Origin of the sequence: Paraburkholderia phenoliruptrix (assembly GCF_902859825.1) — a bacterium.
In the GTDB taxonomy this organism is placed as follows: Bacteria; Pseudomonadota; Gammaproteobacteria; order Burkholderiales; family Burkholderiaceae; genus Paraburkholderia; species Paraburkholderia phenoliruptrix.
The window spans coordinates 46,643-66,842 of sequence record NZ_CADIKB010000016.1; the positions used below are offsets into that span (position 1 = coordinate 46,643).

The following is a 20,200-nucleotide window of genomic DNA, read 5'->3' on the forward strand; positions in this document are numbered from 1 at the left end:
TTGCGCCGGGCGCTCCTGCTTAACGCACGCAAGGGACGAAGTCATGGACAACGCCGGACTGACCGAGTTGATCGACGCATTGCGCACCGGCTGCGATCGGCCGTTCAGCGACGCTCGCGCCATGCCGCCCGGCGTCTACACGTCGGCGGAATTTCTGAAGCGCGAAGAGCGCGACATCTTTCAGCGCGAATGGCAATGCGTCGGCCGCGCAAGCGCGCTCAAAGCGGCCGGCGATTATCTGACCGCACGCATCGGCGCACAACCGGTCGTCGTTTTGCGCGATGAACAAATGCAACTGCGGGCGATGTCCAATGTGTGCCTGCACCGCATGTCGATGTTGCTCGAAGGACGCGGCAATGTACGGCGCATCGTATGTCCTTATCACGCGTGGAATTACTCGCTCGACGGCGCACTGAAGGGCGCGCCTCTCATGGACCGTCAGGAAGGCTTCTGCAAAGAGCGCTACAGGCTTCCCGCCGTGCGCTGCGAGGAATGGCAAGGCTGGATCTATGTCACGCTCGATCAGGATGCCCAACCGGTCCACCAGCAGCTGGCGGAACTGAGTCCGCTGATCGACGCCTACGGTATGACCGGCTACATCGAAACTTTCTATGAAGAGCACGTGTGGGACACCAACTGGAAGGTCCTCGCCGAGAACTTCATGGAGAGTTATCACCTGCCGATGCTTCATCGCGCGACGGTAGGTCCGCACTCGCGTCTTGAAGAGATGGAGTGCCCGCCGGGGTATGCGGCATTCAACTATCACTGGATCACCAAGGAAGCGTCTCTGCCTATCGGCAACGCGCATCCCGACAACACGCGCCTGACCGGCCACTGGCGCAAGACCACCGCTTTACTCGCCATCTATCCGACTCATCTGATCACGCTCACGCCCGGTTATTTCTGGTACCTCGTGCTGCAACCGCAAGGCGTCGGGCGCGTGCATATACGGTTTGGCGGCGGCCTGTCGCCGGAATTCATCGCCGATCCGAAAGCGAATGCGCATATGGCCACGCTCAAGAAATTGCTCGACGAGGTGAATGCCGAAGACAGGCGCGGAGTCGAAGCGGTCTTTCACGGCGTGCATGCGCCGCTTGCCAAACCGGGCCACCTCAGCCATCTGGAACGGCCGAACTATGACTTCGCGCGTTATCTCGCGAGCAAGCTGAATTCGCATTAAGAACGACAGGACGCAACTACGATGTCTAATCCCTCCTTCATTTCGTTCTCGGGCGTGAGCAAATCGTATGACGGCGCGAACTATGTCGTCGACGATCTGAACCTCGATGTGCGCAAGGGAGAATTCCTGTCGCTGCTCGGGCCTTCCGGCTCAGGCAAGACGACCACGCTGATGATGCTGGCGGGATTCGAATCGCCGACACAAGGCGAGATCCGGCTCGACGGCAAGCGGCTCGACGACAAACCGCCGCATCAGCGCGACATCGGCATGGTGTTCCAGAACTATGCGTTGTTTCCGCATCTGACCATTGCGGAAAACGTCGCGTTTCCGCTGTCCGTCAGACGCGTGAGCCGCGCCGAACAGAAGACGCGCGTGAAGCGTGCGCTCGACATGATCGAGTTGCCGCATCTGGCGAATCGCCGCCCTGCGCAACTCTCGGGCGGACAACAGCAACGCGTTGCGCTTGCGCGCGCACTCGTGTTCGAACCGAGTGTCGTCCTGATGGACGAACCGCTCGGCGCACTCGACAAGCGTCTGCGTGAAACGATGCAATACGAGATCATGCGGCTGCATCGCGAGTTGTCCTTAACGATTGTGTATGTGACGCACGATCAGGCCGAAGCGTTGACCATGTCGGATCGCGTCGCCGTATTTTCCGATGGTCGCATCCAGCAGGCCGCCACGCCAAGCGAGCTTTACGAGAACGCTCAGAACGCATTCGTCGCGAACTTCGTCGGCGAAAACAATGGACTGACCGGACGCGTAGTGAGTTGCGATGACCGCTGGGCGACGTTCGCGTTGTCCGACGGCAGCATCATTCGAGGCCGATGCGAGGCAGGCTTGCGCATCGGCGATGACGCCATGCTCGCACTGCGCCCCGAACGAGCGCACATTCCGAGCGCGGAAGGTCTGCAAATCGGCGAACACGATAACGTCGTGCAGGCGCGCGTGGAAGAGCTTGTCTATTGCGGCGATCATCATCGTGTGCATCTTACGCTCGGCTCGCGCGATTCAATCGTCGTCAAAGTGCCCAATACGCAACGTCATGCGCTGCCTTCGGCGGGCGACACGATCCAGGTCGCCTGGCGTCACGACGACTGCAAGATTCTCGCGATGGCCGCGGCGCCCCGCCCGCACGCGATCGATACCTTCGCCACGCCCTCACCTTCTCTCATCACGACCGCACCCGCAGGAGCCAACTGACATGCGCACCCGACTCAAAGCACAATGCGCCGCACTCGCCCTACTCGCTCTCGCCGGCGTAACCACTCAGGCAGCCGAAACGCTGAACGTGGTGACGTTTGGCGGTGCGTTCGAAGCTGCGGCCAAGAAGGCCTGGATGGACCCGTTCACGCAGTCGAACGGCACGCAGTTCTCGCTCGAATCGTATGACGGCGGACTCGCGAAGCTTTCGGCAATGGAACAGGCCAAGAACACCACATGGGACCTGATCGACCTCGAAACCAACGATGCGATCACCGCCTGCGACGAAGGTCTGCTCAGGAAGTTCGACAAAAAGTCGCTCGGCAAGACCAGTGACTTCATTCCCGGTTCGATCAGCGATTGCGCGGTGGCCAGCATGGTCTGGTCGACGGTCTACGCTTACGATTCGAGCAAGCTGAAAAATGCACCGACCACCGTCAACGATTTCTTCGACGTGCAGAAATTCCCCGGCAAGCGCGGTCTGCGCAAATCGCCGAAGGTCGCGATGGAATGGGCGCTGATCGCCGACGGTGTCGATCCCAAGGACGTTTATAAAGTGCTCGGCACGCCGGCAGGCGTCGACCGCGCCTTCAAAAAGCTCGATACGATCAAGAAGAACATTGTGTGGTGGGAGTCGGGCGCGCAAGCGCCGCAACTGCTCGCCGACGGCGCCGTGGTGATGGTGCAGGCGTATAACGGCCGCATCGACGATGCAGTGAAGAAAGACCACAAGCCTTTCAAGGCCGTGTGGGATGCACAGGTCTACGATTTCGAATGGTGGGGCATTCCGAGCGGCGCGAAGCATGCCGATCTGGCCTCGAAGTTCATTGTGTCGCAAGCGCAGCCGAAGGCATCGTCGGATCTGGCCAAGTACATCGCTTATGCGCCGCCGCGCAAGGACGCGGTCGCGCTCGTCGATAAACAGCGTCTTGCCGACATGCCGACCGCGCCGGACAACTTCAAACGCGCCGTGCAGATCAACGCGAACTTCTGGGCCGACAACGCCGATGCGATCAACAAGCGCTTCCAGGTGTGGCTCACGCAATAACTCAATTCAAGCAGACGGGAAGACGAACATGCCTGCATCGGTCCACGCAAACACTACCGGTCTTCCTCGGGAAACGGCTGGCCGCGCGTCCTATAACAAGGCGCAACGGCGCGCATCGGTGCAGGCGCTTCTGCTCGCATTACCGCTCATCGTATTTCTGCTCTCGACGTTCATCGCGCCCATCGCCATGCTGCTCGCACGCAGCGTGCAAAATCACGAAGTGGCAGACAGCATGCCCGCGCTCACGCAAGCCTTGAATGCATGGGACGGCCAGGACATCCCGGGCGAGCCTACTTTCGCGTTGCTCGCGTCGGGCCTGAAACAGGCGCAGGAAAGCGGCCAGCTGGGAGCGGTCGCACGCCGGCTCAATTTCGCGCAGCCGGAGTTTCGCAGTCTGCTGATGCGCACGGCACGCAACATTCGCGACAATGCACCGAAAGCGTGGAAGCCTGCGTTGATCGGTATCGATGAACGTTGGAACTCGCCCGAAGTGTGGCGCCTGCTGAAACGCGCGGCCGAGTCGCCCACGCCCGACTATCTGCTTGCCGCCATGGATGCGCAAGTCACGCCGCAAGGGGCCATCGCGTCGATGCCCGCGAATGCGTCGGTCTATCGCGAAGCATTCGTTCGAACCATATCGATCAGCGCGACCGTTACGCTGCTTTGCCTCGTGCTCGGTTATCCCGTTGCATGGCTGCTCGCGAATCTGCCCGCGAGGACGGGCAACCGTCTAATGCTGTTCGTGATCGTGCCGTTCTGGACGTCGCTGCTCGTGCGCACGACCGCGTGGTACGTTCTGCTGCAACCGGGCGGTGTCATCAACAGCGTGTTGTCCGGGCTCGGTCTTGCCACGCATCCTGTACCGCTGATTTTCAATCGCACCGGCGTGTTGATCGGCATGACGCATGTACTCTTGCCCTACATGATTCTGGCGATCTATTCGGTCATGAAGAGTGTTTCGCCCGTCTATGTGCGCGCGGCAAAATCGCTCGGCGCGCATCCGTTCACGGCATTCGTGCGGATTTATATGCCGCAGACGCTGCCAGGCATCGGTGCCGGATGCTTCCTCGTGTTCGTGCTGGCGCTCGGCTACTACATCACGCCTGCACTGCTCGGCGGCGCAGGCGACGAGATGATCAGCCAGCTCATCGCCATGCAAACCAACACCCAGCTCAACTGGGGACTCGCGGGCGCGCTGTCGGTGTACCTCGTGATCTTTACGGCGATCTTCTACTTCCTGTTCAACCGCATCGTCGGCATCGACCGGCTGCGCTTCGGTTGACTTATCGGCATCGAAGGACACGCTCATGCAAGACAAACGCAACACGGTGCTGACGGAACGCGTCGCTGCGCGCTGCGTGCGCGTGCACACCGCGCTCGTGCTGTTCTTCCTGATCGCGCCCATCCTCGCGATCATTCCGCTGTCGTTCAATTCCGGCTCGTATTTCTCGTATCCGATGCAGGGCTTTTCCTTTCGATGGTACGAGCAGGCACTCACAAGCGCGGACTGGCAGCGCGCGTTACTGAACAGCGTGGGCATCGGCGCGGCATCGACCTTGATCGCAACCTGTCTCGGCACGCTCGCCGCACTGGGGTTGTCGCGTTCACAGTTTCCGTTGCGCTCGGTGATCATGCCGATCATCATTTCACCGATGATCGTGCCCATTGTCGTCGTAGCGGCCGGCTTCTACCTCATCTTCGCGCCCCTCGGACTGGTGAACTCGTACGCCGGCGTCGTGCTTGCCCATGCGGCGCTCGGCACGCCGTTTGTCGTCATCACGGTGACCGCATCGTTGTTGTCGTTCGATCAGAGCCTGTTGCGCGCCGCGTCGGGTCTCGGGGCCCGTCCCTGGACTGCATTCCGCCGTGTCACCCTGCCGCTCATCACGCCTGCTGTCGCAACGGGCAGCGTGTTTGCGTTTGCGACATCGTTCGATGAAGTTATCGTGATCCTGTTCATCGGCGGGCCCGACCAGAAGACCGTACCGCGCCAGATGTGGAGCGGTATCCGCGACTCCATCGATCCGTCCATTCTCGCGGTCGCGACCATGCTGATCGTGTTTGCGGTGTTGCTCTTTGCGAGCATCAACTGGTTAAGAGCGCGGGCGTCCGCGGCGAGCCAGACGTTGACCTGATTGCGCGGCACGAAAGTGGCGTAGGCTGAGTGACAGACGTGCCAGTTGGCTGGATTGGCGACGAACTCACGATTCGTCCTGCAGTTGCGCGATCAACCGCAGGACGAATTCTTTCAATGCGGCCGACAGCACACGCCCAGACAAGGTCTGAATCTGTACGCTGCGCAGCGTCATGCCGGGATGGTCAATCGGGATCGCCACGAGACCGTCCTGCTCCAGCCGCGCCCGCACCGTAAACCGGCTCGTCAGTGAGACTGCGCCTGACACCTGCGTGAAAACGCACAACGTGCTCGAGTTATTACAGGTTAAGACTGGCTCGAACAGCAGGCCCTCAAGACTGGATGTCACGTCGAACATTTGCCGGATCGTCGTGCTGCGATCGAGCAGTGCAATCGGAAAGGGCTGCAGGTCGGCCAGTGACACGTTGCTGCGAGCGGCCAGCTCATGGCTACGCTTCATCAACGCATAGATCGGCGCGCTGCGCGCGTACTCGACGCGAATCTCCGGGTCACGCGCAACACTAAAGGTCAGACCGATATCCGCGTCGCCGTTACGCACGCGCACTGTCACGTCCTGAGGCGCCGCCACCGTCAGCTCGAAGCGCGTACCCGGCGACTTTTCCAGAAAGCCGGCGATGACGTGCGGCAGCATGTCCCGCGCAAATGCTTCCGATGAGGCGATACGAATCGTGCTTCGATCGAATGAGGCAAGCGCCTTGATTTCATCGAGTACCTGCTCACCCTCGAGCAGGGTTCTGCGCACATGAGCGGCCAGAAGTTCACCGGCCTTGGAGAGCGCCATGCCGCGCGGTTGCCGCTCGAATAGCGGATACCCCACTTCCTCTTCCAGCTTGGCAATCTGCCGGCTGATCGCCGAGATCGTCACGTGCAATTGCTCAGACGCTTCGCTTAGCGAGCCGGTGTTCGCAACCGCCAGAAAGTAACGAAGAGCGACGCTGTGCATGCAGGACGCGCTGGTTTGCGCTTTTGGAAAGGAGAGTCTGCAAATAAGTCAATTGTGGTGCGGCTTTTGACTTCGTACGCTTGGTTGATCGAAGCAATCACTCGCAGCATACACGCCTACTGGTGAGGAGCATGATGACACGCGATGAAGCGATCGACAATGCCATTTCATATTTCGATTCGGGCGCTTTCTTGCGGGATCTGCAGCGCAGGGTCCGGATGGAGACCGAAAGTCAGGAAGCTTCGGGTATGCCTGTACTTTGGGATTATCTGAGCGGCGAGTTGGTCCCTTCGGTCCAACGACTCGGCTTCGAGACCCGCATCGTGGCGAACCCGGTCGAAGGTTACGGCCCGTTCCTGCTCGCGGCGCGCATCGAAGATCCCGCCCTGCCCACCGTCCTTATCTATGGACACGGCGACGTCGTGCGCGGATACGCGGGCCAATGGAAGAACCAGATGTGCCCGTGGAATATCACCATAGACGAAGACCGCTGGTACGGCCGGGGCACTGCAGACAACAAAGGCCAACATACGATCAATCTGGCGGCGCTCGAACAGGTCATGGCCGCAAGAAACCAGCGCCTGAACTTCAACGTAAAGCTGCTCATCGAAATGGGTGAAGAAGCGGGGTCACCCGGGCTTCAGGCGCTTTGTGAACAGCACAAGGAAACCCTCGCGGCCGATCTTCTGGTCGCTTCCGACGGCCCCCGTGCCAGCGCAGCCACCCCTTGCGTTTTTCTCGGCTCACGCGGGCTTGTCAACTTCACCCTCTCGCTCAACCTGCGCGACGGCGCCCATCACTCAGGCAATTGGGGCGGCCTGCTGCGCAACCCCGGTACTGTGCTCGCTAACGCGATTGCGTCCATCGTCGATGCGCGTGGCCGGATCCTGGTAGAGCAGTTATGCCCCCGAGACATTCCTGAGGTCATACGTCATGCATTAAAAGACGTCGCCGTAGGCGGCGGCCCCCACGATCCGGCGATCGATCCCGACTGGGGCGAACCGTTCCTGACCGCCCAGGAACGCGTCTACAGCTGGAACGCGCTGGAGGTGCTGGCGTTCACGACCGGAAACCCGGCCAATCCGGTCGGCGCCATTCCCCCCACCGCTCGGGCGCATTGCCAGCTCCGATATGTGGTCGGCACTGACGCCGGCAACATCGCCGCGTTCCTGCGAAGCCACCTGGACCGGCTTGGCTTCAGCATGGTCGAGGTCGAGATCGGCGAACAGATGGACGCGACACGCCTGCCGCCCGATGACCCATGGGTCGAGTGGGCACTTGACTCTCTGCGGCAGACAACCGGAAAGAAACCGGACCTGCTGCCGAATCTCGGCGGATCAATACCCAATCACGTCTTCATGGATATCCTGGGCATGCCGACGATCTGGATTCCCCACTCGTATAGCGGCTGCTCCCAGCACGCGCCGAATGAGCATCTGCTCGCAAGCGTGGCGCGCGAAGCGCTGCAGATCATGGCTGGCCTCTTCTGGGATCTCGGTGAAAACGGCGCGACGGTTCGAAGTCGACGCCAACGCGTAACAAATCATCAACTGGCATAGGTCCCTTTTCTCGAGCGAATACTCCTTCCATCTCCAGGACTCTCACATGCACACCGCCGCGACTGTGACTGATACCGCTTCAATTGAAACCAGGCGTTCCAGCTTTTACCGGATTATCCTGGCCGCCTCGATCGGCAACGCACTGGAATGGTTCGATATCCTTATCTATGGATTTTTCGCCACCATCATCGCCAAGACATTCTTCCCGGCCTCGAACTCCACTGTGTCGCTTCTGATAACGCTTGGAACGTTTGGTATTTCCTACCTCGTCAGACCGCTCGGCGCACTCGTGCTCGGCTCCTACGCGGACCGGCGCGGCCGCAAGGCATCCATGATGGTGTCAATTGTCATGATGATGCTAGGCACCGCCCTGATAGCCCTGATGCCGGGCTACGCGACGATGGGCATCGCGGCGCCGATTGCGGTCGTGTGCGCGCGCATGGTCCAGGGATTTTCCGCGGGAGGCGAATTCGGCAGCACCACCGCCTTCATGGTCGAACAGGCACCTGAGCGAAAAGGCTTTATCGCCAGCTTCCAGTTCGCAAGCCAGGGCCTGAGTTACCTGCTCGCAGCAGGGTTCGGAGTCATCCTGACGAATACGCTCGAAACGTCTGCGCTCGAATCCTGGGGTTGGCGCTTGCCGTTTCTGTTCGGCATCCTGATAGGACCCGTAGGCCTTTATTTGCGCAAGCACGTCCATGAAGGGCAAAATTTCCGGGAAGCCAGATCGGAAGAGCATCCGGTCAGCACGGTGTTTGCCCGTCAGAAGGGCCGCATGCTCCTCGCCATCGGCACGCTGGTGGTGTCGACCGGAACCAGTTACGTCATCCTTTACATTCCAACCTACGCGGTCCGCCAGCTGCATCTTCCCGAAAGTTTCGGTTTCATGGCGGCGATGCTCACCGGTGCCATTCTCACGTTTGTCACGCCGTTTGTTGGCCATCTCTCCGACCGTGTCGGACGGGTGCGCTTGATGGCGTGGGCCGGCATCGTCTTCACCTTAACCATTTACCCAGTTTTTGCGGTTCTCGGCGAGCACGCTGGCCTTGGCGCACTCATGGCGACGATGGCGTGGGTGGGGCTGCTTAAGGCCGTCTATTTCGGGGCCCTGCCCGCTTTGATGGCGGAGACGTTCCCGATCGAAACACGGGCTACCGGCATGGCGATCAGCTACAACATTGGGGTGACTATTTTCGGCGGCTTCGCCCCGTTGATTGTGGCGTCGCTGATTCAGGCGACCGGCAGCAAGCTGGCCCCGGCCTATTATCTGATGCTGCTCGGCGTGATCAGCCTGATTGCGTTGTGGCGATGCCGCAAGACGCTGAATCTGCGGTGATGAGTGGTGCTGATGAGTGGCGGCGTTGACCGCATCGTTGAAGGCGTTGCCGGCAGTGAATTTACCCATCCTGGCCGCAACAAACAGCATGCAGCTGGTTGGCTGCGCCGCTTCGCATGACGGAGCCAGGCGCGCTTAGCGTGCGTAGGTTGCCAACACCGCTCTGATCGCCGGATCATGTATGTTGTTCGGCGTCACCGTTACCACATCGACGAATACCGTTGAGAGAACGGGGTGGCCGTGCAAGGCACCGACTAATGCCTCCACGGCGAGATAACCCATGCGGTAAGGGTCCTGCACCACATCGGCATAAATAACGCCGCGTTTGAGTCCAGCCATGAATTCCGGGCGCCAGTCGAATACGACGAGGCGCGGCCGGTCGCCGATCGCCTTGGCTTCCACCACTCGCAGGGCGCCATAGGCAATCGGCTCAGCCGGCGCGAAGACAGCGTCAAGACGACCTGTGTAGCTGTTCAGGGCGTTGGCGATCAATCCCTCCGCATCACGCGGCCGGTATCCCACGTAAGAATCGACAACGACATCCCATTGTTCTTTGCGTGCGACGCTAAGGAACCCGTTTTCGCGCTCGGTCGTGGAACGGATGTTCGGCGCGAGCCGCAGCACGGCCACCTTGGCACCCTTTCGCAGGACGGGCAAGAGGCTCTGCGCGGCTATTCTGCCTGCCTCGAAATTGTCGGTAGAAACGGTTGAGAGGGACTTGTAATCGGCGCTTGCCCGGTCGACCAGAACGATTGGGACCGAGATAGAAGCAGTAGAGGCGCCCCGCAGCGGCTCGGGTGCCAGGACAATGCCAGCCACGCCTTGCTGCACGAGGTAGTCGATGATATGCAGCTGGAGATTGGGCGTCTCGAGCGACGCCCCGTCGGACGGGTTCCGCATGAGAAGCTGAACCTGCTGGTCGCTCGCCGCACGTTCAATTCCCCTGATCATTGTCTGATAGAAAACGAGCGACGACCCGGGCAAAACGACACCGATGGTCGTCGACCAGGCGGCCGCAACCGTGCCGGCCCACACGCAGAGAACCCCGAAAAGCGAAAGAATCATGCGCATATTTAACTGACCATCGCTATAGACTCTGCCGAAAAGGGCTCCGCGCGACCGGAGTCCTTTCATAACGATACTCTATGAGGCGGTCGTACGATTTATTGTCAGCATTGTTGTCACGACTCGATAAATACGAACTGTCCGGATTGGGTAGAGGCGTCGATGTCCACCGCGGAGTGGCACATGCTTTCGGATTTCAAGTCGCCAGAGGACCATCGTCATCCACTTTGCGGCGAAGGCCGCAAGCCTGTTTGAGCGTGGTGCCGAAGAACAGCCACAGCGCCAGCGATCCGGTAGAGACGGCGCCCAGCACGAGGAACGCGCTCGCGTATCCGAAATGCTGGGCGAGTACACCGCCCAGCGCCGGACTCAGTGCCGCGCCGATTCCCTGCACCGTCATGACCACGCCTTGTCCGACGTTGACCCGTCCCGTGCCTTGCAACAGCCGCACCACCAGCGCGGGCACCGCGACGCTCTGCAAGCCCGCGCCGACGCCGTCAAGGGCCTGAACCGGCCATACGCCCCACGCGGTGATCAACATCGCGGCCACCAGGCCACGCAGCGGCAGCGCAAGGAAAGTGATCAGAATCACGCCCCAGTAGTCCATTCGCTCAATCAGGCGGTTCGCAAAACAGGCGGCGACGACCATCACAACCTGGGCGACCACGACAGTCTGGGCAGCGAAGGCATTAGGATCGCCTTGATGCGCCGCGACGACCGCAAGCCCATAAAGCGGCAGCATCGCCGCATTGCCCAGATGAAAAATCGCGAGCGATGCGGCGAGCAGCCGCAAGGGCCGGCACGTTAACAAGACGCGAAAACCGCTCGCATGCTCATGCTCAAGGTTCGACTCCCCCGATGTCGGGCCCCCGAGACCGCGCGCGCTGTCGTGATCGATTGCGTCGCGACGGATCAGCAGCGTCGCGATGACAGTCAGGAATCCGAACACACCGGCCAGCACGAACACCGCGCTGAATCCGTAGCGCCATCCAAGCCAGCCCGAGAGCGCGGCACCGATCACGTTGCCCGCGTGATTGGCCACCTGATTGCGGCCGAACTGCCGGTCGAAACCTTTCTCGCGCACGATTCCCAGCGTCACGCCGGCCACCGCCGGACCGAGCGCCGCCCCCGTCACGGCAGTGAATATCTGTGACGCCGCCACCATCCAGTAACTGTGGGATATCCACAGCGCGAGCGACGCGAGCGTCGTCATTACCCCCGCGACGACGATGATGCCGCGCTTGTGATGCGTCGCGTCCACCAACGCACCTGCCGGAGCAGTCGCAAGCACGCCCGCGATACCACCCAGCGTCATCACCGTGCCGATTGCGTCCGGATGCCAGCCATGCGCCTGAAGAAAGACGCCGAGAAATGGCCCGATACCGGCCTGCACATCGGCCATGAAGAAATTGAGTCCTTCGAGCGCGTACTGAGGATTCATGGCTCACTCATGGCGTCCGTTCTTGTTGGGTCGAAGCTGCGTGCCGACGATGCTGTGCTCCTGCGAGACTTCGACGGCATAGGCGTCGGTGCCTGGCGCCGGGTGACGTTAGAGGGATGGGTCTGCATGGCGCGCCACGACATACGCGCCATGCACGAGGCGCAGCCTTGTCAGGGCGCCTCCGGCGCATCGACGAGTTCGGCGATTTCGTCGACCTCGATCGTGCGGCCGTGCCTCGTCCTGACGCCGTGCCCCCACGCGTGAACGTGCACGCCCGGCGTCAGATAATCGGCCAGTTCGGCGGCAGTGTGAGGCGGCATGCGCAATGACGTGCCGTCGTCCAGCAGTGCGCCGCGCAATTCGCCTTTCGGGCCGAAGAGCGAAAGCACCACTTCGCCCGATGCGTCCATCGGTTTGCGTTTTACATCCGGCTTGTGATGCTTCTCGCCTTTGAGATGGGGACCTTCGTCGAGAATCACGACGCCGCTTGCGGTCGTCAGCGAAACGGCGGCGGTCATGTCGGCATCGCGTGGCTTGATGCCGCGCACGCGTACGACATCGCCGGGCGTGACGTGACGCACGATCTGTTTCGACAGATGCGGGGGAAAGTGAACCTGACGCGAGCCGACGATGAGGCCGTCGACTTCACCATGCGGATTCAACAGAAAACGTGTGACTTTGCCGCGTGTTTCCGGAAGGCTCGTAGGGTCGATCCAATGCATGTTCGTTGTCCTTAAAGTTGTGATGGCGCTGCCTCAATGCATCTGCGGCATGGGCAGCATGGGCGGCATGGGCGCGTTCCGCTCATAGAGCGGAGTCAGATTGCCCGGCGAGCCGAAGGCGGTCGCCTGAAGCGCGGTGCCGTATTGATTGCGCGTGCCGTAGCCTTGCGCCGATACGGTCGCCCCCGTCCGCACCAGGGCCGCAAACTGTTGAGCCACGGGCGGGGTGAGTTTGATCACCGTGCCGTCGGAGAGGATCACGCCATCGGGTTCGCCGCGCGGTGCGGTCGTAATGTGCGCGACCTGTCCTTGCGCGCTCAGGCGCGAGAGTCCTCCTTCGCGCGCGGCGCGCGGCATCGGCTGTACGCCGCGCATAGGCGGCTCGTCGATCACCTGCCGGCCCGTCTGTGTGTCGGTGATGCGTTGAGCCGCCAGGCTGCCACCTTCCTCACGTCTGCCGCTCACTTCTACGAGGTCACCGCGACGAACTGCCGAAGTCAGTTGCGCGCTCATATGCGGAGGAAAGCGCACAAGGGTGCCGTCGTCGGTGATGAAGCCATCGACGTCGCCATCCGGATTCGTGAGGAAGCGCGCGACGGTGCCGCGCGTGATCGCGACCGAAGCCGCGTCGGCAAGCACGCGCGGCTCTGCACCTTGCGGCGGTGCAGGCAGCGGCGTTGCGGAGAGGGAAGGCAGCGGAGGATCTGTGCCGACGCGCGGCGGTGTCGGCGTTGCAGCGGATGGTGCTGCGCAGACGGCGTTCGCTGTAAGCAAGGCCGCGAGCACGGCGATTCGCAAGCTGGCATATCGGGTCGATTGCATGATTCACTCCTTTTTGCGTAGCGAGGAATCATCTGCAAGGCGTATGCCAATCTGGAAACGCCGGCGGCTCGACCCATTTCGCGACCACGCCGTGTGGAAGTGTCAAAGTACCGGACAGCACATGTCCAATTCCGGACGGTGTGCGCTTCAGACGGAGGCGTCGGACATGGCCAGCGACGCCATGCGCGTGTAGAGCGACTGGCGGCTGATGCCGAGCCGCCGCGCCGCCTCGGCGCGATTGCCGCCCGATGCCGACAGCGCATGAACAATCAGCGCGCGCTCTAGTTGCGCCACCGCTTGCGGCAGCGGAAGCTCGAGCAGCGCCAGGGGAATCGGGTCATCCGCGCTGTCGCGTGTCGCTGACAGAAAGGCGAAATCGTCACGCGTGAGCACCTGGGCCGGCGCAAGCGCGCTCGCCCGCTCGATCGCATTGGCCAACTCCCGGACGTTGCCGGGCCAGGCGAAGGTGGCGAGCAGGCGCTGCGCATCGGCAGAAAGATGTTTGCGCGCGGTATCGGCCGATGCATTCGCAAGGAAGTGCTCGGCAAGCGGCAGGATATCGGCCACGCGCTCGCGCAGCGGCGGCATATGCAGCGGAATGACGTTGAGACGAAACAGCAGGTCTTGCCGGAACGTCCCGGCCGCGACCATCGAAGCGAGATCGCGATGCGTGGCGGCGACGACACGCACATCGACCGTCACGATCCGGTTCGTGCCGAGAGGGGTCACTTGCCGCTCCTGAAGCACGCGCAGGAGCTTCGCTTGCATGGGAAGCGACATATCGCCGACTTCATCGAGAAAGAGCGTGCCGCCATGCGCTTCCTCGACGCGCCCTCGCCTGTCGCCCTGTGCACCCGTGAATGCGCCTTTGCCGTGTCCGAAGAGTTCGCTCTCGAGCAGATCGTCGGGAATGGCCGCACAGTTCACCGCGACGAAGGGACCGCTCGCGCGCGCCGACGCACGGTGCAGCACCCGCGCCGCGATTTCCTTACCGGTCCCCGTTTCACCGGTGATCAGCACGGTCGAATCGCCACCCGCCGCGCGGCCGAGGCGCTTCTGCACCTCACGCATGGTCTCGCTCACGCCGAGCAGTTGCGGCTCATCGGATCGTGCCTCGTCGGGGAACACGCGTGCGGCGGGCGCGTCGGCCTGGGCCGACAGAATGCGCTTGAGCAGCGCGGCGACCTCGTCCCGTCCGACCGGCTTGGTGAGGTGCTCGAAAGCGCCGAGCCGCATTGCCCCAATGGTGTTGTCGCTTGTCGCGTGCGCAGTGAGCATCACGACCGGTACGCTCTGTAGCCCCGGCGTTTTGCGCAGCGTTTCCAGCACGGCGAGGCCGTCAGCGCCCGGTAAGCGGAAGTCGAGAAAGATGCAGTCGGGCGCGGGACGCCCGCGCAACTGCTCGAACGCGTCATCGCCGGACCGGGCTTCGGACGGCGAGTAGCCGAGGTCCTGCACGGTTTCCGCAAGGCCTTCGCGGAACGCGTCGTCGTCATCGATGATCAGGATGGTCGCCATGGCAAGTCGATCACAAAGCGTGTCACGTTCGAATCTTCCGCAAGGTAGGCGCGCCCACCATGCGCCGACGCAATCTCGCGGACGACGGCGAGACCGAGACCCGATCCCTCGGGACGGCCCGTCACGAACGGCTCGAAGATCCGCTCGCGCTCGGCGGGCCTCACGCCGGCACCATTATCGATGACTTCGAGCCTGAGCCGTTCACCGCCTTGCGCGACGGCGCAATACGCGCGGACCGTCACGTTCCCGCCTGACGGCGCGTGCCTGAGCGCGTTCACAAGAAGGTTGTCGAGCGCACGTGCCATCTGCGCGGGATCGAAAACGGGCCGCGTCGGATTCTGCGCAACTTCCGCGCCGAGCGTGACATGTCTACTTTCGGCGCGCGATTCGTGCGTATGAACGATATCGTCGAGCCACGCGCGCAGATCGACCTCGCATGGGCGAACCGTCACCGATTGGGTCAGCGCCAGCAGGCTCGTTACTTGCAGCTCGATGCGCGCCACCTGCTCGATGATGGTCCTCAACGCGGCTTCGCGGCGTGCGCCGTCACCCGCCAGCGCGTTCTCGGCCTTGAGTCGCATCGCGCCCGCCGGATTGCGAATCTCATGCGCGATTTGCGCCGCCATCTTCCCCAACGTGCTGAACCGCTCGGCCTCTGCGAGTTGCCGGTTCAGCGCGTTGGCATCGTGCTTGAGTCGCTCGGCACGCTCCCCGTAGCGGTTAAGCGCATCGACGATCTGGTCGAGATCGCGTTCGCCAAAGCGCTCAAGCCGCTTGCCGCGCTCGAACCCACCGTCAGGTGCGAGCGCATGTTCGAGCCGTGCGAGGCTCTGTCGCCATCGCTTGAGCGTCAGCGCCAGAAACAGCGCCAGCACGACGATGACGGCGAGCACACCCGCCAGGATGGCGGCGGCGCGCTCGCCGTAGGGTCCAAGCGGCGGTCGGGCGCGCGTCAACGTCCATGCGAGCAGGTCCGCGTGTTGCGGGACCGGACAGGCGACCGCGAGCACGGCGTCCGTCCCGCTCAGCACCGTCTCTGACTGCAACTGCCGGGTACTGAAAGCGCTCTTCAGTGCACGGAGAATAAGTGGCGTCTCGGCTTCAGGAATATCGCGTTTAACGCCGCTGCCTCCATAGGTAGGAAATGCGTACGCAACAAAGCCGCTCGACGCATTCGAAGGCGGTTGACTGGTCCAGAAGCCGCCTTCTACACCGTCGGTCTGGAGCAGCACAAGATCGAGCACCGCGTGCATCAGATCGACGTTGGTTTCGCCGGAGCGCTGCATCGACAGGTCGTAGCGCGAGGCAATCGCGGTGCAAGCGGCCGCCGCTTGCTGCCTCGCGGTGACGACGCGCTCGCTCAGCGCCGACGACAACATGAGCCACACGGCGACACTCAGCAAACCGCACAGCACGGCGATGAGAATCCAGAGCGTGAGAAGCTGAGTGGAAAACGAGGGTCTCGGCATTGAAGATCATGAACGAACGGCGACGGCGGAGTGTAAAGCAAGTCTCCTGCCAGGCACACGGCGCATTGGAGTGGAGAGTATGTTACCTGGCGATGACGGGACCGCGTCCTGAGATGACTCCGTGTGCCACGCTTCACCGTGCGGCAATGTGCTTCGGAAAGCTCATCGCGACGACGAACCCACCGTCGGCTGCGTTGGAAAGCTCAAGCGCGCCGCCGTGATGGCGGACGAGGCGGCGCACGATGGCGAGGCCCAGCCCGCTGTGCATGGTGCCACCGCGCGCGGAATCGAGCCGGACGAACGGACGCAGCACCCGGTCGAGGTCCGGCTCGGACACGCCAGGCCCGTGGTCGCGCACGACGAGTTCGTAATGCCCGTCATGCGCTCGCGTGACGAGCTCCACGGGCGGCTCGCCGTAGGTCAGCGCGTTCTCGACGAGGTTCGACAGAATGCGGTCTATATCCACGATGGGCAGCATGAAATCGCCCCCGGCGCGCAGATCGAGCGTCACGAGCGCATCGGTGTCCGCTGCGCCGCTGGGACTCAGTGCGTCGGTGTAATCGCGGCGACAGTAAGCATCCACGCTCGTCATGGGCGAACTTTCCGGACTCTCGCGTGCAAAGTCCAGAAACTGCGTGATGACGCGCGACATGGAGTCCGTGTCGCGCAGAAAGCCGTCGCGATCTTCGGGATCGGTCAGCAGGTCTGCGCGCACCTGCATGCGCGTGAGCGGTGTACGCAGGTCGTGCGCGATGCTGGCGAGCATCACGGCGCGCTCCCGCTCGGCGTCGGCCAGTTCGCGGGTCATGTCGTTGAAGTCGCCGATCAGCTCGCGCACCTCACGCGGTCCCCGCTTGCGCACGATGCTTGCGTGGTGCCCGGTTCGGTGCTCGCGCGCGGCGGCGGCGAGGTCGCGCACCGTCCCGTTGAATCGCCATGCGAGTACGACGGCGACTACTATGGCAAACGCCAGTGTCAAGGCAAGGGCTCCCGTGAAGCGGCTCAGCGGCACGTCTGCCTGCGGCAGCACGATACCGCGCATGCTGTCCGCGGGAAGCACGCGCAGTGTCCCCTGGTCGTCCATCGCCACGTGGGTGCCGGGCGGCAGCACGTGCCGCAGTTGCCATTCGATGGGCCCGCCCGTGTCGCCGCGAAAGCGCTGGGCGTCGGCCGCCGGCAGTTGCTTCAGGTCCACGAACGAAATACCGAGGATGTTCGCCACGGACCGCGCGCCTGCGCTGTCCTGCTGGACCATGCTGGCGCCAGCCTCCACGACGCGCGCAATATGGAAGGCGGCGAGGCTCGCGCGGGTTTGCTCAATCAACAGCAGCGACGTGAGGTGAACCAGCACGAGCAGGCTTACCGTGGCGACGACAAGCCGGCCAAACATCGAATCAAGCGGATTCTTCATCGGCCGCGCCGTCCGGAATGAACATATAGCCGACGCCGCGCATGGTTTGCAGCCGTCGGGGATTGGACGGATCGTCCTCGATCAGGCGGCGCAGGCGCCATACCGGCACGTCGATGCCGCGCTCGGTGACTTCGGCATCCGGGCCGTGGAGCAGCTCAATCAGCCGCGTGCGCGAGAGCGTCTCTCTGGGGTGCAAGGCCAGCACCTCGAGCAGTGCATACTCCCCGCCCGTGAGCTTCACGGGGGTGCCTTCGCATCGCAGCGTGCGGGTTGAAAAATCCAGTTCGAAACGACCGAACCGGCAAGGGGCGCGCTTCTTCTGTACCACCGTGGTTTGCTGCGGACCTTGGCGGCGCAGCACCGCGCGAATCCGCGCGAGCAGCTCCTGCGGCATGAACGGCTTGCCGAGATAGTCGTCCGCCCCGAGTTCCAGCCCCAGCACGCGCTCCACGCCTTCGGCCCGCGCGGTCAGCATGATGACCGGAATCGTGTCGCCGCTCGCGCGCAGCTGCTTGAGCGCGGTGAGGCCGTCTACCCCCGGCATCATGAGGTCCAGCACGATGACGGACGGCCGCTCGCGCTGCAGCCGCCGCGCGAGATTCACAGCGTCGTGCAGAACGGAGAACGCGATGCCGCGCTGCTGGAAAAACTTGCGCAACAGGTCGCGCAGTTCGGCGTCGTCATCGACGAGCAGGACTTGCAGGGCGGCGTCGGACAAGGCGGGTGCTTGCACTTCCATCATTCGAGGAGAGGTGAGGACGCGGTAATCGTAGCCCAAGGAGAACCCGATTGGCTTTCTGAATATTACTGGGAGTCGCGCTCGCTAACGAAAGCGGCACAACGCTCCGGCCACGGGGATGTTGGGTGCGCCGAAAGCCCGATTCTCTTTCTTCTCCTTCGTCTGTCTTGGCGCGTAACTGGACAGTAAGTTTCCGTAAGCACGAAAACCTCCGCCCTCGGTAGCGTTACGCCTTGCCCAGCACCGGTTCCGCTCTGCTGCTACTGAAGCGTCCGGTGCCGTCCCGTTCTCGCATCGCGCCGTCGCGATGTCCAAACAGGTCAAAGATGAAGACGCCCATCCTCCAGAACCACCCGCACCACCCTATGACGTGCTGGCCGCGCCGGCTGTTTGCTGCACTCTCGATACTCGCCGTAGTCGGCACCGCCGGCTGTAACAGGCAAACAGGCGGACCGCCGGGCGGACTGGCCGCGCAAACGGCCCAGGTGGGCGTGCTCACGCTCGCGCCGCAGCACATCGTCGAGACCACCGAACTCTCCGGTCGCCTCTCATCACAGAAGGTCTCGGACGTTCGCCCGCAGGTGAGCGGCATCGTCCTCAAGCGCCTGTTCGTGGAAGGCAGCGACGTCACCGCGGGCCAGGTGCTCTATCAGGTCGACCCGGCCACCTATCAGGCCGCCTACAACCAGGCGCGCGGCACGCTCGAAAACGCCCGCGCCACGCTGGCTTCGGCGAAGACGAAGGCGGACCGCTACACGGAACTCGTGAAGATCAACGCCGTGAGCAAGCAGGACTACGACGATGCCGTCGCCGCCGTTCGCGAAAACGCCGCCAGTGTCACGGCCGACGAGGCATCGCTCGAATCGTCGCGCGTGAACCTCCAATACACACGCGTGCGGGCGCCGATTTCAGGGCGCATCGGCGCATCCACTGTGACCGAAGGTGCGCTCGTGACCTCCGACCAGACCACCGCGCTCGCCACCATCCAGGCGTTCGACCGGATGTACCTCGACGTCACACGGCCCAGCAGCGAATGGCTGAAGCTGCGCAAGGCCTTCGCTTCCGGGCGCCTGAAGAAGACGGGCAACGACAGCGCCGCCGTCACGCTCGTGATGGAAGACGGCACCGAATACGCCCACCCCGGCGCGCTACAGTTCTCCGGCGTCACGGTGGACGCCACCACGGGTTCGGTCACGCTGCGCAGCACGTTCCCGAACCCCGAACGGGAACTGCTGCCCGGCATGTTCGTGCGCGCCCGCCTCGTAGAAGGCGAGAACGACAACGCGATACTCGTGCCGCAGATGGCGGTCACGCGCGCGTCCGACGGCAAGGCGAGCGTCTACGTGGTAGATGCGGCCGGCAACGCGCAGCAGGTGCAGGTAACAGCCGACAACGCGTTCCGCGACCAATGGATCGTGACCTCGGGTCTGCACGCCGGGGACCGCGTGATCGTGAGCGGTCTGCAGAGCGTGCATGCAGGTGCGCCGGTCAAGGTGGCCGCCGATACGTCGCAGAGGCAGGTGGATGCGGCATCAGGAACATCCGCGACAGACACGGCCTCGACCGTGTCGGCACAACGCTAGGCGGAG

General features: G+C 62.7%; 17 protein-coding genes. 8 read left to right on the forward strand and 9 right to left on the reverse strand.

Annotated features, from left to right (window positions below):
- Window positions 1–43: 43 nt before the first annotated feature.
- Genes HV711_RS17445 through HV711_RS17465 form a run of 5 tightly spaced genes read left to right on the forward strand, consistent with a single transcriptional unit; the run spans window position 44 to window position 5,566 of the window.
- Entirely contained in the window at window positions 44–1,180 is a 1,137-nt protein-coding gene (locus tag HV711_RS17445) for an SRPBCC family protein (RefSeq protein WP_035479095.1), read from the forward strand.
- 21 nt (window positions 1,181–1,201) lie between these two features.
- Window positions 1,202–2,383 carry an ABC transporter ATP-binding protein gene (locus tag HV711_RS17450; protein ID WP_028359813.1) on the forward strand — a complete coding sequence of 394 codons (1,182 nt, stop codon included), beginning with the start codon at window positions 1,202–1,204 and terminating at the stop codon, window positions 2,381–2,383.
- 1 nt (window position 2,384) lies between these two features.
- Window positions 2,385–3,431, forward strand: a complete 1,047-nt coding sequence (locus tag HV711_RS17455) for an ABC transporter substrate-binding protein (protein ID WP_014971899.1) — start codon at window positions 2,385–2,387, stop codon at window positions 3,429–3,431.
- Between the two features lie 28 nt (window positions 3,432–3,459).
- Complete coding sequence (locus HV711_RS17460) at window positions 3,460–4,713, forward strand: ABC transporter permease (RefSeq protein WP_035479098.1); 1,254 nt, start codon at window positions 3,460–3,462, stop codon at window positions 4,711–4,713.
- Between the two features lie 25 nt (window positions 4,714–4,738).
- Window positions 4,739–5,566, forward strand: coding sequence for an ABC transporter permease (locus HV711_RS17465; protein ID WP_028359811.1), 828 nt, complete (start codon window positions 4,739–4,741; stop codon window positions 5,564–5,566).
- Between the two features lie 66 nt (window positions 5,567–5,632).
- On the opposite strand, the gene HV711_RS17470 is transcribed toward HV711_RS17465, so the two are convergent.
- A complete protein-coding gene (locus tag HV711_RS17470) occupies window positions 5,633–6,529 on the reverse strand; it encodes a LysR substrate-binding domain-containing protein (protein WP_035479100.1) in 897 nt (298 codons plus the stop codon).
- A gap of 134 nt (window positions 6,530–6,663) precedes the next feature.
- On the opposite strand from HV711_RS17470, the gene HV711_RS17475 reads away from it, so the two are divergent.
- On the forward strand, window positions 6,664–8,088 hold the full coding sequence (locus HV711_RS17475; RefSeq protein WP_013590325.1) for a M20 family metallopeptidase: 1,425 nt from the start codon (window positions 6,664–6,666) through the stop codon (window positions 8,086–8,088).
- Window positions 8,089–8,134: 46 nt separating this feature from the next.
- Window positions 8,135–9,424, forward strand: a complete 1,290-nt coding sequence (locus tag HV711_RS17480) for an MFS transporter (protein ID WP_035479103.1) — start codon at window positions 8,135–8,137, stop codon at window positions 9,422–9,424.
- 135 nt (window positions 9,425–9,559) lie between these two features.
- Here the strand turns inward: HV711_RS17480 and HV711_RS17485 are convergent, their stop codons facing one another.
- From HV711_RS17485 to HV711_RS17520, 8 genes are all read right to left on the reverse strand, one after another.
- Entirely contained in the window at window positions 9,560–10,489 is a 930-nt protein-coding gene (locus tag HV711_RS17485; protein WP_035479180.1) for a substrate-binding domain-containing protein, read from the reverse strand.
- Window positions 10,490–10,685: 196 nt separating this feature from the next.
- On the reverse strand, window positions 10,686–11,930 hold the full coding sequence (locus HV711_RS17490; RefSeq protein WP_035479105.1) for an MFS transporter: 1,245 nt from the start codon (window positions 11,928–11,930) through the stop codon (window positions 10,686–10,688).
- Between the two features lie 170 nt (window positions 11,931–12,100).
- On the reverse strand, window positions 12,101–12,652 hold the full coding sequence (locus HV711_RS17495) for a hypothetical protein (protein ID WP_035479106.1): 552 nt from the start codon (window positions 12,650–12,652) through the stop codon (window positions 12,101–12,103).
- Between the two features lie 33 nt (window positions 12,653–12,685).
- A complete protein-coding gene (locus HV711_RS17500) occupies window positions 12,686–13,474 on the reverse strand; it encodes a hypothetical protein (RefSeq protein WP_035479108.1) in 789 nt (262 codons plus the stop codon).
- 147 nt (window positions 13,475–13,621) lie between these two features.
- On the reverse strand, window positions 13,622–14,992 hold the full coding sequence (locus tag HV711_RS17505; RefSeq protein WP_035479109.1) for a sigma-54-dependent transcriptional regulator: 1,371 nt from the start codon (window positions 14,990–14,992) through the stop codon (window positions 13,622–13,624).
- Complete coding sequence (locus HV711_RS17510; protein WP_035479110.1) at window positions 14,977–16,461, reverse strand: sensor histidine kinase; 1,485 nt, start codon at window positions 16,459–16,461, stop codon at window positions 14,977–14,979. The genes HV711_RS17505 and HV711_RS17510 overlap by 16 nt, the downstream gene beginning before the upstream one ends.
- 133 nt (window positions 16,462–16,594) lie before the next feature.
- Entirely contained in the window at window positions 16,595–17,872 is a 1,278-nt protein-coding gene (locus HV711_RS17515) for an ATP-binding protein (RefSeq protein ID WP_035479112.1), read from the reverse strand.
- Entirely contained in the window at window positions 17,856–18,614 is a 759-nt protein-coding gene (locus HV711_RS17520) for a response regulator (RefSeq protein ID WP_035479113.1), read from the reverse strand. The genes HV711_RS17515 and HV711_RS17520 overlap by 17 nt, the downstream gene beginning before the upstream one ends.
- Window positions 18,615–18,937: 323 nt before the next feature.
- Here HV711_RS17520 and HV711_RS17525 point away from each other — a divergent pair, with 323 nt between their 5' ends.
- Window positions 18,938–20,194, forward strand: a complete 1,257-nt coding sequence (locus HV711_RS17525) for an efflux RND transporter periplasmic adaptor subunit (RefSeq protein WP_035479115.1) — start codon at window positions 18,938–18,940, stop codon at window positions 20,192–20,194.
- Window positions 20,195–20,200: the final 6 nt, after the last annotated feature.